Source organism: Streptomyces sp. NBC_01017 (assembly GCF_045162795.1).
Taxonomy (GTDB): Bacteria; Actinomycetota; Actinomycetes; order Streptomycetales; family Streptomycetaceae; genus Streptomyces; species Streptomyces machairae.
Window position 1 is genome coordinate 10655613 of the sequence record NZ_CP108683.1, and the last position, 16242, is coordinate 10671854.

The 16242-nt window shown below is 66.4% G+C and carries 11 protein-coding genes; 6 read left to right on the forward strand and 5 right to left on the reverse strand.

Annotated features, from left to right (window positions below):
- Nucleotides 1-36: 36 nt before the first annotated feature.
- Entirely contained in the window at nucleotides 37-1413 is a 1377-nt protein-coding gene (gene tnpB / locus OG331_RS48805; protein ID WP_406191472.1) for an IS607 family element RNA-guided endonuclease TnpB, read from the reverse strand.
- Nucleotides 1414-1785: 372 nt separating this feature from the next.
- Between tnpB and OG331_RS48810 the strand changes: the two genes are divergently transcribed.
- The gene (locus OG331_RS48810) at nucleotides 1786-2292 is read left to right on the forward strand and encodes an ATP-binding protein (protein WP_406209677.1); all 507 of its coding nucleotides are present in this window, start codon (nucleotides 1786-1788) and stop codon (nucleotides 2290-2292) included.
- On the opposite strand, the gene OG331_RS48815 is transcribed toward OG331_RS48810, so the two are convergent.
- A complete protein-coding gene (locus OG331_RS48815) occupies nucleotides 2289-4883 on the reverse strand; it encodes an ATP-binding protein (protein ID WP_406191470.1) in 2595 nt (864 codons plus the stop codon). The two genes, OG331_RS48810 and OG331_RS48815, sit on opposite strands and share 4 nt — an antisense overlap.
- Before the next feature lie 547 nt (nucleotides 4884-5430).
- Here OG331_RS48815 and OG331_RS48820 point away from each other — a divergent pair.
- From OG331_RS48820 to OG331_RS48840, 5 genes are all read left to right on the forward strand, one after another.
- Nucleotides 5431-5628: a hypothetical protein gene (locus tag OG331_RS48820; RefSeq protein WP_406191468.1), complete on the forward strand. Its 198-nt coding sequence runs from the start codon at nucleotides 5431-5433 to the stop codon at nucleotides 5626-5628.
- A 291-nt stretch (nucleotides 5629-5919) separates the two neighbouring features.
- Nucleotides 5920-7398: a S8 family peptidase gene (locus OG331_RS48825; RefSeq protein ID WP_406209674.1), complete on the forward strand. Its 1479-nt coding sequence runs from the start codon at nucleotides 5920-5922 to the stop codon at nucleotides 7396-7398.
- A 636-nt stretch (nucleotides 7399-8034) separates the two neighbouring features.
- Nucleotides 8035-8655 carry a TetR/AcrR family transcriptional regulator gene (locus tag OG331_RS48830; RefSeq protein ID WP_406191466.1) on the forward strand — a complete coding sequence of 207 codons (621 nt, stop codon included), beginning with the start codon at nucleotides 8035-8037 and terminating at the stop codon, nucleotides 8653-8655.
- Complete coding sequence (locus OG331_RS48835; RefSeq protein ID WP_406191464.1) at nucleotides 8652-9392, forward strand: DsbA family protein; 741 nt, start codon at nucleotides 8652-8654, stop codon at nucleotides 9390-9392. The genes OG331_RS48830 and OG331_RS48835 overlap by 4 nt, the downstream gene beginning before the upstream one ends.
- Nucleotides 9389-10237, forward strand: coding sequence for a maleylpyruvate isomerase family mycothiol-dependent enzyme (locus OG331_RS48840; RefSeq protein ID WP_406191462.1), 849 nt, complete (start codon nucleotides 9389-9391; stop codon nucleotides 10235-10237). Before OG331_RS48835 ends, OG331_RS48840 begins: the two co-directional genes overlap by 4 nt.
- A gap of 69 nt (nucleotides 10238-10306) precedes the next feature.
- Here the strand turns inward: OG331_RS48840 and OG331_RS48845 are convergent, their stop codons facing one another.
- The 3 genes from OG331_RS48845 to OG331_RS48855 form a co-directional block, all read right to left on the reverse strand.
- Nucleotides 10307-10567: a hypothetical protein gene (locus tag OG331_RS48845; RefSeq protein WP_406191460.1), complete on the reverse strand. Its 261-nt coding sequence runs from the start codon at nucleotides 10565-10567 to the stop codon at nucleotides 10307-10309.
- Between the two features lie 1004 nt (nucleotides 10568-11571).
- Nucleotides 11572-12867, reverse strand: a complete 1296-nt coding sequence (locus tag OG331_RS48850; RefSeq protein ID WP_406191458.1) for an ABC transporter substrate-binding protein — start codon at nucleotides 12865-12867, stop codon at nucleotides 11572-11574.
- A 305-nt stretch (nucleotides 12868-13172) separates the two neighbouring features.
- A complete protein-coding gene (locus tag OG331_RS48855; RefSeq protein WP_406191456.1) occupies nucleotides 13173-16085 on the reverse strand; it encodes a LuxR C-terminal-related transcriptional regulator in 2913 nt (970 codons plus the stop codon).
- Between the last annotated feature and the right edge of the window lie 157 nt (nucleotides 16086-16242).

The following is a 16242-nucleotide window of genomic DNA, read 5'->3' on the forward strand; positions in this document are numbered from 1 at the left end:
CCCGGAAGAGTGGGCCTGTAACCGTTCGCTGGATTCTCAGTGAATCGCAGTGATTCGCCCATTACTGGACGAAGGTCCCCGTCTTACCCGGGCAGGGGTCGCCCGGTGCGGGGCAGACGCTTCATGGCCACCTGCCCCGCCAGGCGGGGTCTTACGGTCGGCTCCACGTCCGTTTACTGTCTCCGGGCCACTCCCGGCGACGTGCCGCTTCACGAGTGCGGCGAGGTTGAGTGCGGCATTCTCATCCCGGTCCAGGACCAATCCGCAGTCTTCGCAGATGTAGGTGCGTACCCGCAGCGGCAGCTTGGGTTTCACGTTGCCGCAGGCACTGCACGTTTTCGAGCTGGGGAACCAGCGGCCGGCGACTTCGAGCCGTCCGCTGTTCCAGGCGGTCTTGTAGGCGAGTTGCCGGCGGATCTCACCGAACCCGGTATCCGCGATCGAGCGGGCCGGCTTCCGGTTCTTCACCATGCCGGCGACGTTGAGGTCTTCCACCACCACGGTGCCGTACTCCCCGGCCAGGGAGGTGGTGAGCTTGTGTATGCCGTCCCGGCGCAGCGCGGTGACGCGGTGGTGCACGCGGTTGCGCTGGGCGTCGGCGCGCTTCCACCGGTTCGAGGGCTGCTGTCCGGTGCGCCGGTCGGGCCCTCGGCGGCGGGAGACCGTACGGGACAGGCGGCCCAGCTTCCGCTGTGCTTCGGCCAGGTGCTTCGGGTTCTCGGTGGCCGGGCGCCCGTCGGAGAACACCGCGAGGGTCTTCACCCCGAGATCGACGCCGATCACCGCATCCGGCCGGGTGGGCGTACGCTCCGCGCGCTGGACTTCCACGATGAAGGAGACGAACCAGCGTTCGGCCTCCTGCCCGACGGTCGCGGACTTGATCCGCGCGCTCCCCGCCTCGATGAGGCGGCCGAGCTTGCATGTGGACTCGTGTGTCCTGATCCGCCCCAGCACGGGCAGCACCACATGCATACGCCCGTCCAGCCGGATCACACCCGTGGTGAACCTGACCGAAGGCGTGGCCTTCCGCTTCGGCTTGAAGCGCGGGAAACCCATCCGCGGGCCCCTGCGCCTGCCCCGCTTGGAATCGGCCCAGTTCTTCAACGCAGACGCGAGCCGGTCAAGACCGGTGGCGTACGCCTCCTTCGAGCACGCCGCCCACCAGGGGGCAACGGCGTCCTTTGCCTGATTCCACGCCTTGCGCAGCCAGTACATCGACCACGACACCGTAGGCGTCAACTCCGCCTCGGCAATGCCGTAGGAGCGTTCCGCCTCACGCCGGGACAAGTTCGCCTTCACCACGGCCAGACCCCAGTTGTAGGCGACACGAGCCGCACCGGCATGCCGGAACATCGCACCGGCCTGACGCGGCGTCGGGTCCAGCGCAAACCGGTAGGCATGCGTCGTGATCACCCCAAGAACCGTACCTGCCCCCGCTGACAACCCGACACCAGCAACCCCAACGATCAAGAGAACCTGACGAAGGCCGAGATTCACTGATGGACTCCACAGCAGCTAGTAGCCCCGCTGAGCAGGGCCCGCGCCGGGCCGAAGGCCGGGGGAGGGCGGGCGCCCCATCCGCCGTGCCGGGATTGCTCCCGCCTTCCTGCAGGTGCGGTCCGCCCTGCTGGGTTGTGCTGTCCGGTGTCTGCCGCCCCCCTAGGGATTCAGGGCCGTGTCAAGCCTAGGGGGTTTCCCTGATGTGTGGTATACGCGCATGTTCTTGTATGGAGTCAGTGATCCGGTCAGACGAACCACACCACAGGCTCCCCGGAAGTGAACGCGATGTATGTCACCGACCTCGACAGCACCCGCCCCGAGACGGCAGGCGCCCCCCGGCACACCCGGGCCGGCGACCACCCCGCCCGCACCGCGTCCACCGAAAGCCTCTGCCCCGACCGGCGGGCCACGCCCGTCACCCGCGACCTCGACCACACCCCCCAGTCCGTCAGCCGCGCCCGCCACCTCACCCAGCAATTCCTGGGCAACAGCCGCAACGACGCCGCCGAGGCCGTCGTGCTCGTGGTCTCCGAACTCGTCACCAACGCCATCGAGCACGCCCAGCCCCCGGTGATGCTCCACCTGCACCGAGAGACCACCGGCAACCGCGTCTGGGTCGGCGTCACCGACGGCGGACCCGCCCCCGACGAAGCTTCCTGGACCTCCCCCCGCACCGACGCCGAACACGGCCGCGGACTGAGCATCGTCGACACCCTCGCCGACGCCCACGGCACCCACCACCTCACCAACGGCACCGCCACCACCCACTGGGCCCGACTCCACACCACCTAACCAATGCGCAGGAGGCCGACGAGGTCCTCACGGCAGCGTTTCAGGAAGGGAGCGGCACCGAGCGCCTGGAACCTGCTGTGCGCATGGCGCAGGTGCGCGATCGCAGCATGCTCCATCCCCTGGGCCGAGAGCAGCCGGCCGTACGCCTGCTCCAGCCGGGCCCGGTGGAGAGGGATGTTCTCCGGCCTCTCGGGCAACGCGAGACCAGCGGTGTAGGCGGCGGCCGCCTCGTCGATGGCGCCGTGGGACTCGAGCAGCAGCCCGGACAGCCATGCCTCCACCACAGCCAGGCTCGAGCCGTACCGGGTCAGCTGCTGCAGCTCCTCCACCGCGCTCGTGGCCTGGCGGATCTGCCCGGTTCCTACAAGAGCTTCGGCCAGCAACGGCAGCCACCAGGATCGGTACGCCCGGATCCAGCCGCCCGGATCGGTCCACAGCGGCAGCAGGGCCGCAGCCATCCCTTCATGATCGCCACGTGCCTGGGACAGGACGGCCTGTGCGAGTGCCGGGTACACCATGAATTGCGGGGGACCCACCTGGTACGCCCACTGCTGAGCGGCCTCGACATGTGCTTGGGCCCGCTCGAACTCTCCTCGGCCGGACGTAGTCAGTGAGGCCACCGCATACGCGCGGCTGCAAGCCCAGGAGTGTTCCAGCCCCTCGGCGACCGAGATGCAGTGTTCGGCATTGACGGCAGACCTCTCCCACGCGCCGAGCAGATACTGCCCCAGCGAAAGGCAGAAGTATGCAAGATCCCCGGACCATGCCTCGGACGATGTGGTCGGCGACGTGCTCAGGGCCATCTGCGCATGCCGTTCGCTGGCTGCCGGCTTCGCGGTCGCAATATGTGCCAGGGCCATGCACGCATGCCAGTATCCGCACGCTGGGACTTCCTGTCCGCCCATCTCGCGCGTCCATGGCTCCACCGCATCGCTGACGCGCGCCAAAGCTGCCTCAGGACCGTCAACGAGCAAGTGCCCGAGGAACATGGAGCTCCTGGCCGGGGCGGCGAGATGCGCGACCGCGCCGCTGGTGTCCAGCACTTGTCTGGCATACCGCAGGCCGGCTTCGCCCAGGCCGTGCCAGCACGCAAGCGACGCCATGAAATTTCCCGCTTCCGCGACGACCCACTCCGGGCCGGCTACCTGGGCTGCCTTCATCGCTGCCGTCAGCCGTTCCCGTGCCATGGCATACGCGCCCCGGTAGCCGGCCGCTACACCCAACGCACAGTCCTTCAGCGGAGACGGCGCGCAGGACTGCACGCTTTCCAGCAGCGGGTGCGCCCGGTCCATCCGGCGACCGGACAGCAATTGGATCACCGCTGTCAGCAGCCGCCGTTCGCGGTCCTCGCGTCTGTCGGCGAGATCGGCTGCCCACAGCAGCCACGTCGCCGCCAAGTCGGTGTCTCCTTCCGCGATCCGTTCCCAGGCCGCTTCCTCCAGCTCCGCAGCGATCAGCTTGGTGTCGGACTGCTGAGCAGCCGCGACCCGGTGCGCCCACTGCGAAGGCCCCTCCACCACGGAGACTGCAGCCGTGTGCAGCTCCCGGCGGCGTGTCGGCGTCAGCGCCGTATAGACCGCCTCACGCTGCAACTCGTGCGCTACGCCGATGAGCGTGGACCCGGCCCCCTGCCACTGCACCAGACCGAGCTGGAGCAGACGCTGCAGGGCCGGCTGTGGGTCGGCCAGGCCCGCCACGGCACCCCCGGCGCTCGGAGGAACGAACGCATTCAGCACGGCGAGGGCATCGAGCAGACGCCGGCACTCCGTGTCCAGGCCGTCCAGGCGCAAGCGCATCGTGGCCACCAGTGAGCCGGGCACCTGGAACCTGTCCCTGGGATTGTCGGAGTCGGCGAGTACAAGCTGCAGGTACAAGGGGTGCCCCTCGGTACGCCGGCACAGTTCTTCCAGCGCGCGCCGGCTCCAAGGGGCTGTGGTGTGCAAGGACGCGAGCGTCGCCACGCTGCCCGCGTCCAGCCCCGCCAAGGGCAGGTGGACCAGTTCGCCCAGATCCTCCACGAACCGGACAGCAGTGTTCCCCACCGCGGAGGTGCCGGGGCTGCTCGGGCATGCGGCCAGCACCAGCAGGGGTTCCCCGTGGCGCTGTCTCAGCGCCACCCGCAGCACCTGCACGGAGGTCCAGTCCGCCCACTGCAGGTCGTCCACCGCGACGGTGACTGGTCCGCTGTCCAGCAGTTCGTCGATGAGCAGGCGCAGCTGCACGCCGACCGCGGACAGCGCCGGGGTGGGAATGGCACCTGGCGCCGGGGTGAGCTTCGTGATGAAGGGGTAGCGCTGGACCTGTGCCTTCGGCACTCGTCCCGCCAGCTGACCGACCAGACCGAGGGGCATGTCGCTCTCGGACGGGTCGCATGTCGCGCGGAGCACCGTGAAGCCATCGAGAGTGGTGAGGAAGCGATTGAGCAGGGCAGTTTTCCCGATGCCTTCCTCACCGTGGATGCAGACCACCACGGGACCTCGGCTCGAGCGTACCTGCTCAGCGCTTACAGCCAGGGTTTCAAGCTCACAGCCCCGGCCGACGAAGACCTCACCGACAGTCGTGGTGTCGGCGCTTATGAAGCCGACCTCCATACCAAAACCGTAGCCCCCCACAGCCGATCGAAACAGTCAGAACCCCGGCGAAGTCGGGATCGGACAGGCCAGCCGGGGTGTCCGCGGGCGGAACCCGGTGGAGGCCTTCACATCTGGATCAGCCGCGGGCACTGGTGGGGATGCGCCGAAGTCACGTGGCCAGGGCGGAGCCCTGGCCCTGAGCGGTGATCATCACCAGAGGTGACAAGCCTCTGGGCGTCTTCGTCGACGCCTGTTCCAGGACGTCCCCGAGACTGCGGCGGTACACGGTGTGATGGCGGTGGTTCTACTCGCACTGGCCAGCTCCTTTGGCCCGTGTGCTTGATCGCGGGGGACCATCACCGGTGCAGGTGAGCAAGGTGACCGGGACCTCGCTGCCACAAGGAAACCCTCCGGTCACAGCATGAGTGCGCAGGCCTGGGCCCTGGCCCTTCGCGGGTTCCCGGTCTCTGGGCGGACGACGTCTCTACCCGCTTGTCTGCGCCTTGGGGCTGGCTGGGCAGGCACGACACTTCGCACAGTGAGATGACCCATGAAGGGAGGGCTCGTGTCTGACAAGCCGAAGTATGGCTGGACGGTGACGCTGCAGGTGGACGGCGAGGAAAAGACGGTCCTCATCAAGCCCCACGAGAGCGCAGGCAGTTATGACGCCGTGGCGCAGGCGGCCCTGCGCGTCGCGGGGGAGAGCTCTCCTTGCGCCGATGTCCGCTTCTCACGGCTCTGCGCCCGCTACCAGGACTACTAACCCAGGTCCGGCTCGCGCGGCTGCGCGGGGATGAGCCCCCACTCATCCTTCTGACGGCCGCGCACTACGGAAGGACAACTTCGCAGGAAGGCGCAAACAGGCCCCTCAGGTGATGGGTTCCCTGACTGAACCAGCCGACCTTCATGGGCCGCCGAGCGGTCTCTCCGCTCCCACACGCGCACGTACGCGGCACGGGAAACACGCGCTGAAAACGACGGATAGGACGATGCTGTGAGGAACGCATGGCGAGGAGCGGCCGACTGCAGTGTGGCTGCCCTGGCTGTACTCGTGATGAGCGCACTCTGCGCGGTTCCGGCGAGCGCGGACCCCGAACGCGACGACCGCGTCCGGTACGCCGATGCCGCCAACGCGGTCGACGGCAGTTACCTCGTGACCTTCAAGGCGTCCCTCCCAGAGGACTCCGCCAGGCGTCGTTCCTTGGTCAAGCACTACGAGGGCAAGATCGCCCACGTCTACCGCGAGGCCCTCAACGGCTACGCGATCAAAGCCTCGGCCGATGACGCTGAGCGTCTCGCGGCCGATCCGGCAGTGGCCTCCGTGGTACAAAACCGCACCTTCTCCATCACCGCGACTCAGACCGACCCGCTCTCTTGGGGCCTGGACCGCATCGACCAGAAGAGCCTCCCGCTGGACACCCGATACCGGTACTCCAACAAGGCCGGAGCGAACGCGACGGTCTACGTCCTCGACACCGGTGTACGCATCACCCACAGGGAGTTCGCCGGCCGCGCCTCCTACGGCTACGACGCAATCGACAACGATCTGTCTGCCCCGGACGGCCATGGTCACGGCACGCATGTGGCCGGCACAATAGCCGGTGTCTCCGCAGGTGTGGCCAAGAAAGCGAAGATCGTAGCCGTTCGTGTCCTGGACAAGTCCGGATCCGGTACCACCGCGCAGGTGATCGCCGGTATCGACTGGGTCATCGGGCACGCTGTGAGGCCGGCGGTGATCCACATGTCTCTCGGCGGCCCCGCTGACACCATGCTGGATGCGACTGTGCGCAAGGCAGTCGCAGCCGGCATCCCTGTCGTCGCCGCGGCAGGCAACGAAAGTCGCGACGCGGCCGGCTCCTCACCGGCCCGGGTGAGTGAGGCAATCACGGTCGGAGCCACGGACCGCTTCGACGCCCGCGCCGGCTACTCCAACTATGGTGCGGCACTGGATCTCTTCGCCCCCGGATCATCGATCACATCCGCTTACCACTCGAGCGACTCAGCGTCCGCGACCAGCTCGGGTACCTCGATGGCGGCCCCCCACGTCTCCGGCGCAGCCGCTCTCTTCCTCGCTGAGAACCCGTCGGCGACTCCAGCCCAGGTCGCCTCGGCCCTGAAGAACAGTGCCTTCGTCGGTGCGGTGTCAGGCGCGGGCCAGGGCTCACCCAACCGACTCCTCAAAGCGCCCGGCCCCGTCTACCGGAACGCGACCGACTTCGCGATCAGGGACCACTCCACGACCGAGTCACCGATCTCCGTCAGCGGCGAGCCGGGCAAGGCCTCGACGACCCTGGGTGCAGAAGTGCACATCCGGCATACATATATCGGCGACCTCCAAGTCAAACTGATAGCGCCGGACGGCACGCAGTACATGCTCAAGCGATTCGGTACTGGCGGCAGTTCAGACAACATTGACACCACCCACACGGTCAATGCCTCCTCGGAGTCAGCCAGCGGCACATGGCGGCTGCGGGTGACCGACAGCGCGTCCTTCGATACGGGGAAGATCGACTCCTGGGCCGTCCGCCTCTGACGGCGCGGCACAGGCGTTGGTGCGGGACACGCCGAACCAGGCGGCCGTGGCGGCGAGTTCACGGCTGGTGTAGGCAGCCGTGTCCCGAGTGGAAGATCGCCGGCCTGGACAGCGCCGGCGACTGATGTCGATGACCGTGGCCAGGCAGAGCCAGCCCTCGTCGTTGGCGATGGCGGGTGACGCGTGCGGATCACGGGTGCGGTGCCCGTCGTCTTCGATGCCTATGTCACCACTGATATCCGCCATGATCATATATGAAGGGCAGCGGTTCCTCTCGTGATCGACATCGACCTGCCACCGCCTGGTCCGTGAGCGGCGGACCTTCCGGGAACTTCTCGGAACACCAGCTCGTCGTCTGCTCGGACAGGGGAGGACTTTGGGTGTGATGCCTTCCCCGGGCGGTCTTCCTGTCTTTGCAAGCCCTGGGCCGTGGGTCAACAGGGCGGCGAATACGGCGAGGGAGAAGGCTGTTTGAACTCCTTGTTGCCGCCCGGGGAGGGCTGTTCGCCGCTGGTCGAGCCCGAGCCGCGGGCCGTCGGGGTCGGCCCGCATAGACGGCGAGGGGCAGCGGACGGGAAGGAGCATCCCGCTTGGGCTCTCTTGACAGACCGGTCAACCAAGGAGATCTTCTTCCCCATGACGGAGATCCTGGCGGAGGCCCCCGATACGCGCGGCCGGCTGGTTGGCGCAGCGGCCCGGCTTTTCCTGTCCCGCAGCTATCACTCCGTTGGTGTTGACGAGTTGTGTGCGGCTGCGGGAGTGCGCAAGGGAAGCTTCTACTACTACTTCTCCTCCAAGGCCGACCTGATGAAGGCCGTGATCGACCGTCACGCGGATGCCCTGTGGCTGCGCCTTGCGGCCACCGCGGACATTCCCGACATCGCAGCGCGGCTGCGTGGGCTCGTCGATGCAGTGGGCGCCATCCAGGGGGAATTCGAGTCGTACTTCGGCACGGTGGTGGGCTGCCCCTTCGGCAACCTTGCCGCCGAGGTGGCCGCGGCGGACGCGGATCTCGCAGCGCACCTGCGGCGGGTCTTCGGCACGTGGCAGCTCCGTTTGGCCGAGCAGTGCCGGCAGGCAGCCGCCGGGGGCGTACTTGTGGCAGGGACGGATCCGGATCAGCTGGCGCGCATCCTGCTTGCCCAGTTCCAGGGCATGATCCTTCTCGCGAAAACCGACAGCACCCCGGCCTGTGACATCACGGCCGCGCTGCATGATGTGCTCGACCACTATCTTGTCCAGGAGCGGCTCCGATGACATCCCGGCCCCTGAGTGTGGACTTTCATTTCGATCCGATGTGTCCGTTCGCCTATGCGGCATCCGTCTGGATCCGCGAGGTCCGCACGCAGTGCGACATCACCGTCAACTGGCGCTTTTTCAGCCTGGAAGAGGTCAACCGGGCCGAAGGCCGCAAGCATCCGTGGGAGCGGCGCTGGTCGTACGGCTGGTCGCTCATGCGCGTCGCGGCTTACCTGCGCCGTCGTGACGAGGCCTTTGCAGACGCCTGGTACGAGCGCATCGGACGGGAACTGCACGAGCACGGCGGCAAACCCCATGACCCCGACGTGGCCCGCGAACTGCTGAAGGAGATAGGACACGACCCGCGCCTGCTGGACGAGGCCCTGGCGGACCCCACCACTCACGAGGACATACGCGCCGACCACCAGCGAGTGGTGGACGCCGGCGGCTATGGGGTACCCACGTTGATCTTCCCTGACGGGCAGTGCCTGTTCGGGCCCGTGCTGATCCACTCGCCCACAGGAGAGCGGGCGGCGCGGCTGTGGGGCAGTGTCACCACGCTGCTGGAATTTCCTCACGTCTACGAGATCCAGCGGCCCAAGAGCGCCGCCGCCCATACCGACATCCTGACGGCGATGCAGCCGTACCTGGCCGGGCGTGACTGGGAAACCGTGGACCGGGGCAAGGTGGTCGATATCCCGCCCCTGCCCGCGATCGAGCCCGCCACAACGGACGGGGAGGGTCGATCCTGGTGAGTGGGACGGACATGCCGCGCGATGTCGCCGCACAGGCTTCGGACCGCAGCACGCTCATCGTGGCGCTGCACGACGTTTGGGACTCGCTGGACCACGTGCTCGCACGGCTGACACCAGTCCAGTGGGCGCTGCCTACCTGCCTGCCGGAATGGACCGTGAGCGACGTCATCGCTCATGTCATCGGCACGGAGTGCATGCTCGCCGGCGACCCGGTTCCCGCTGTCGCCCTGGATGTCTCCTCGCTCCCGCACGTTGCCAATGACATCGGCGCCGTGAACGAGATCTGGGTTCAGGCGCTGCGTGCTGCCCCCGGCGCCGAGATGCTTCGTCTCTTCCGGAACGTCGTCTCCCGCCGCCGCGAGGCTCTCGAGTGCACCACGCAGGCGGACTTCGACGCCCGGAGCTGGACTCCCGCCGGTGAGGCCACCTACGCGCGGTTCATGCAGCTGCGTGTCTACGACACCTGGATGCACGAGCAGGACGTCCGCGCCGCCACCGGCATCGCCGGGCACTGCCGCGGCCCCGCCGCTACCGTCTCATTGGCTGAACTCTGCCGCGCACTGGGCTACATCGTCGGCAAACGGGCCGCCCTGCCCGACGGTACGAGCGTTCGGTTCGACCTGGCCGGAGCGCTTCCCGCGCGGATCGACGTGATGGTGGAGGGGCGGGCCGAGATCGTCCAGCTCGACAGGACGCCTACCGTCACTTTGCGCATGCCCTCCGAGCTGCTGATGTGGCTCAGCGGCGGCCGCTCAAGCGCCTCTGAGCACAGCTCGGACATCGAGATCCGCGGTGATCGCTTCCTGGGGCTACGGGTCCTGGACCACCTCGCCTTCACGATCTGACCCGCCTGGCATGTCGGGAGTTTGCCCTCGTTGAGGATGAGGCTGATTGCGGATGGCCGGGACGGGGACCTACGTGCCGATGGAGTCTTCATCAGGGAGCGAATACAGCGGCTCCAGCACGCGAGCGTAGCCACGCACCAGTTCCTCCGCTTCCTCGACAACCATCCTGCGGACGCATGCCGGGGAGGCTTTTGGCTTTCTACGGTCCGGCGCCATGCGCTCCATCGGGCGCTCGACGCCTCGTCGAGGGGTGGCACGCCATTGCATGACCAGGACGAGTACGACACCAAGAACTGCCATCAGGATCCCGTACACCCTGTTACTGTCCATCACTCCTCCGTACTGCGTGTCCTTGGCCAGAGGGCGGGCCATCCCACTCAAGCACGTCGGATACAGGCAAACCGCTCTCGCGGGAGCCTGCCGGTTCGGTCGCCGTCCGGGGACGCCATAGCGATGCTGCGGCGGATGGCGGCCTGGTGCCGGATTCCTCGCAGCGGCGGGAGTCGTGCCGGTTGCCCGGCACGGGCCGGCGGCCACCACGATCAGGCGGGTGTCGGCATCGGTGACGATCTGAAATGCCGAGTTAGGGAAGATGCCTGTTGCCGTTCGATCGATGGATGCCCGGTTCTGACCTGAGCCAGCGAGAGTCAGCCACGGCGGTGGGTGCGTCGACTGAGCACCCGGCACGTGTGTTTCCAGCAACCCCGTACTGGCCTCAGCCACGCTTCTTCCATACGTCACGGGCCGTACTTCGATCCGGCCTGGGCGTTGCCGACGGTGCATGGGCGCTGGGCTCCGGCTGCGGCTCTGTGGGCCATGTGGCCTGGAGCGGCGGGCGGTTGGGTGGCGTGGTCGTGCTTGGTGGGTGTCGGCCTGGTCCTGGTGCTCGCAGTGGTCGGGTTGCTTCCTGGTCTTGCTGTCCGCCTTGGTGGTGTTGCACGCTGAGCGGGTGGGGGCCGCCGGAGCGGTGCACGTGAACCCCGCGTGGATCACGCGGATCGGGGATCTGGGCCAGGGCATGCGGCAGTCCCCCGGGGACGACCGCTCCCGCGTCAGCCTGCGCACGGGTCGGGCAGGGCGCGCACCCGGGCGTGATGGATACGGGAGAAGGTGGAGCGACGAGCACGGCAGATCGTGAAGCGTGAAGACTTCCATGATCTACAAGGGCCGTGCTCACTTCACGCCGGGGTGCCATTGATGATCACGGGAAGTGCAGCAGGACGGGCGTGTCCCGCGCGTCCAAAGCATGCAGTAGCCGCTGGGCGGGGGCGGGCGCAGACCCAACCGGTCTCTCCATGTATGCCGGGGACCCGGTCATAGGGGGGCAAGGGCCTTCATCCTTGCGGTGGAGGTGGGGGGATGCCGCTGGCGGGAGGGCGGGGAAGGGGAGCGGTGTAAGGGACGACCGGCCCGGCTCCATCATCGGTGATCATGGGTTTGCCCTGCAGGACGATGGCGTTGCCTTTGATGACGCCGATCTGGGCACCGGCATAGCCGGCGTGGGAGGTGCGGCTGTAGTCCAGAGGGGTCAGGCCGAGGCCGGGCGAGAGGCCGCCCTTTTCCAGCGTGTCCACCAGCGACTGCCGGGTCAGGTTCCTGCCCGTGCGCTGCAGCGCCTCCACGAACAGGTATGCGGCCGCTACACCCATTTCTGTGTAGCGGTCCAGGGGGCGGCCCGACAGGTAGCGGTCATGGATCATCTTGACCAGGACGATCCAGCTGTTGGAGGTGTCGCTGACCGGCACGAGCCAGGCGTTGGTGATGATGCCCTGGATCATCGAGCTGCCGGTAGCCGGGTCACCGGTCGCGGACGTCAGGAGACCGGACAGCGTCGTCGGGTCGGAGCCCGTGGAGACGAGAACGAGCCGCGCTGTGTTGCCGAGCTTCTTCTGGGCAAGGCGCAGCAAAACGTTGTAGTTAGTGAGTGAGAAACTGACGATGACGTCTGCTTTAGCCCGGTGAATAGCCCGCATTTGCGCAGTAACGTCGGTTTCGCCGAGCAGGTAGCTCTCCCGCGCGACCACGGAAGAAGGTGGAATGACTTTATCCAGTCCCTTGATCCCGCTTTCACCCACTTCGTCCCTCTGGTAGAAGTAGGCCACCTTCTTTCCCGGGAACGCCTTGCTGATGTAATCGCCGAGGATCTTGCCTTCCCGAAGGGAGCTGTACCAGCCGAAGGTGTATGGCAGTTTGACTGGATTGTTGAAACGGGCGGATCCCCCATTTGGGATAAGGTCAGGGACCTTGCGGGAGTTCAAGTAGTCAATGACTGCAGCGTGTGAGTCGGCGCCCCAGCCGGCGAGAATGGCGAACACCTTGTCTTTCTCTACAAGGTTCTGTACCACCTTGATGCTGTTATCCGGTTCACCGCCGTCGTCCCGGTAGGTGAAGATGATTTTCCGGCCGTGGACGCCGCCATTCGCGTTGACATGGTCGAAGTACGCCTTGGCTGCCAGTGGGAGCTGGCCCCAGGCGGGGGCCAGCGGGTGGCTCAACGGCTGGTGGCTGCCGATCGTGACCGTTGTGTCGGTTACCCCCGGTGTCGCGGACTCGTCACTTGGACGGCTGCATGCCGCGGCGGCGACGAGTACGAATGCCAGTGCGCAGGCGAGCCACGAACGCCTTGCCATGATGGCTCTCCTCGGCAGATGGTCGGCAGCCGGTGGGCCTGACATCACCACCGTGCTCCCACACAACGGGTTGGGCAAATTCTGACCAGGCTCCGAGCCTTCCGTTCGATTACCGAGCTGCATGAGGCAGCCCCGTGCGGCACTGCGCTACATCCAGAGACACCCCCGATCTTCTCACCGCATTCCTCGGCGGAACCGGCCTCGAGCTCAGCCCACCGGACCGATCCAGGACGGCACCAATGCTGTGATCACACCAGCCGCATCAAGATCACCTCAACCGTGACCAGCCACTGCGGGACAACTCTTTAGTGGTGATCAGTCGTGAGGGCGGACGGCAGTTCACGACGAGTGGTGAGATGAAGCTTCCTGTAGACGTGACTGAGGTGATATTCGACAGTTTTCGTACTGATAAAGAGTTTGCGGGATATCTCGGCATTGGTCAGCCCCTCGGCGGCGAGGTGAGCCACTGCGTATTCGCGCTCACTGAGGATTCGGGAGGACAGGCCAGTGGGGGCCTCATTCACCCGTGCGCCAGGCTGCAGCCGGGCCAGTTCCTCAGCAGTCCGGCGGATATACGGTGTAGCACCGAGGCGTGCGTAGTTGTTGTGAGCTGACTGCAGGAGGAGTGCCGCCTCGCTGTGATGGCGGGTGTCGTTCATCGCCAGGAGGCGGTCGGCGAGACCGTGATGGAGGAAAGCGTGATGAAGGGGGATGTGAACTCCCTCGTCAGCTGGCACCGCCACCCCTGCACGGTAGTGGCTCAGCATCGCCTCAGACTGACCTAGAATTTCGGCCAGATGTGCATGAAGCAAGTGTGAAGTAGCCGTCAGAGCGGGAGCTCTGCCGGCGAGCCTGTCGAATATCCGGATTGCTGCTCGAACGAGACGCACCTCTGAGGGCTGGGCATCCCTGGCATGCGCGACTGCCTCCGTGAACAAAGGAGCCCACAGCAGAAGGTGCAAAAGTCGATTGCCCGGTTCGATCGTGGCAGGATCCTGCAGCGCGCGCAGAGCGTCGAGCATGGCCGGACGATCTGCCCGAGCCTGCGCCATAGAAGCCTGCGCCACCATTTTGTACGTCGACGCCAACCGGGGGAATGATGCGGCGTGACGAGCGCTGTGCTCAAAATGCTCGGCAGCTTGGTCGACACGGCCTTGCTGCGCGTGCACTATGGCCGCCAGTGCATGCGCGGGGGCGTAGGACAACGGTTGTTCCTGTGCCTCTGTGATGATCAGTGTCTGCTCCACTGCGACGAGGGCGTCGTCCCAACGGCCGAGGAAGTACTCGGCGAACCCGCGCTGCCAGTAATCCGCCGGGCTGACGGAAAGGTTCGCGTGTGTACCCTGACGGGCGATCAGCGTAGCCAGGTCATCAATTCCCTCCTGCAGCTGGCCTGCCTCTACCCGCATGTACCCTCGCCACGCCAACAGGTGGGAGTCGCCAAGACTGACGTTGGCGGCCCGTTCAGGGATGTGCGTTTTGGCGATCACATCGAGTCCGGCGAGTGGGCCTTCTGTGTGGCCGGCAGCCATGGAGAGCAGCCCGACGACCCGATGCCTCGTCAGCCCTGCAGACAACTGATTGACAACCGGCTCAAGGGCCTCGGTAGCCTTGGACGCTTGGGAAAGCATCATCCGCACTAGACCAAGCCAAGTACCGGCCATGATCTGCATGGCCTCGCCGACCGCGGTTTGCCTGGCCCGCTCGAGCATCTCCACAGCAGCCACCGGTTCGCCCGCATAGGCCACAAGACGGCCCAGGACAATATCGCGGCCGGCACTAGGTGCGCAGCCCTCGATGGCCTTCCGTAGTTTTTGGGCTCCGGCATCGTCGTCCTGGAGCAGCAGGTAATTGGCTGCAGCCAGCAGGTGCTGCTCATACTGATCACGCCGAGGAACGAGACCGGATGCCCACAGTTCGAAGGTGGCTGCCCGGTGCATGCGGCCAGTGTCAGCCAGACGATGAGCTTCGGCAGCGAGTTGGTCGGCGAGATCTGAGTCGACGTCAGCTGCAACCGCTCTATGCGCCCATGCGTCGTCTGCACTGACCAGAGTGGCGGCCATGGTGTGGAGAGCCCGCCTGCGCACAGGTGTGATGGCGGCGTATATGGCATCTCGCTGAAGGGGGTGGTGAATCCGAACAGGCGTAATGGGCTGGGAAGGCTGCCACTCGACCAGCCCGCTGCCGAGTGCTGCATCGAGCGCAGAAGACGGCTCGGGCACCTCGGCCAGCCGAGCAGCGACGGCCAGCGGTATGGGGGCGTCGAGGACAGCGACAGCCTCGACCAGCCTCCGGGCGGTATGAGGCAACGCGTCGATCGTGTGTCGGACGACAGCCTCGAGTGTCGTGGGAACCGGCAGAGGCTGAGACACGTCGGCCAGCTGGTCCGGGCTATTTTCCGAAAGCAGGCTGCGTAGATGCAGCGGATGTCCGTCGGTGCGCCGGTGCAGCTGGCGCACCGCTGCAGCATGCAGGTCGTCGATCCCCGCCGAGGCCGCCAGCTGCGCCGTTTCGTCCACGGTCAAACCAAGCAGGCTGATCCGCTGCACACGGGCCGTGCCCCGGGTCAAAACCTGCCAATCCTGGGAACGCGGGCTCACGGAGTGGTCGGGTGGAGGAGCGAACGCATCAGAGCTGCGCGTGGTGATCAGGATGAGTATGGACTCGGTAAATAGGCGGCGTAGCGAGAACGCGAGGGCGTTGATCGAATGCTGGTCGGCGCAGGACAGATCGTCGATCACCAGGGCGATTGGCGCCCTCTCCGACGCTGCGGCGAGCAAGGCCAGCAGCCTGGCGCCGATCATCAGCGGCGAGGCAGTGGGGGTAATGGCGTCTGCAAGGTCAGAAAGGCCGGGCGTATCTTCGGGGAAGCGACGCAGGAGCTGTTCCAGCACACCGTATGGCCAGTCCTGCTCAGCTTGGTCACAGCTCGCCCAGTACACCTGCAGCCCGTCTGTACCTGAAGCCACCGCTTGGCGCACAAGAGCAGTCTTCCCGATGCCCGCCTCGCCCTCCACCGCGACCAGCCAGGGGATGCCCGTGGCCACCTGGGCGCGGCAGCGGGCAATCGCTGCGAGCTCAGTAAACCGCCCAACGAAGCCAGGCCCCCATGCAGCCGAGGTCAGCCCCCTGCCCACTGAACCCTCGACAGGGGTGACGACAGACGTCCAGGTCGTCGCTGCCGCGCTAACGTCTTCGTTACGGGAACCGGATTTCATGACCACCTGCTGGGGCTTTGCTACCCCCCCCGCTTACCTAGGTCAGGGTAACAGTCAAGTGTCAACCACTACGCGGTTGTGGCACCCGACGTCGTCGCGCTGTTGCAGGGGCTCGGTCTCTGTCCCAGATCCGCAAGGCCAGCCGCCGACGGCTGAT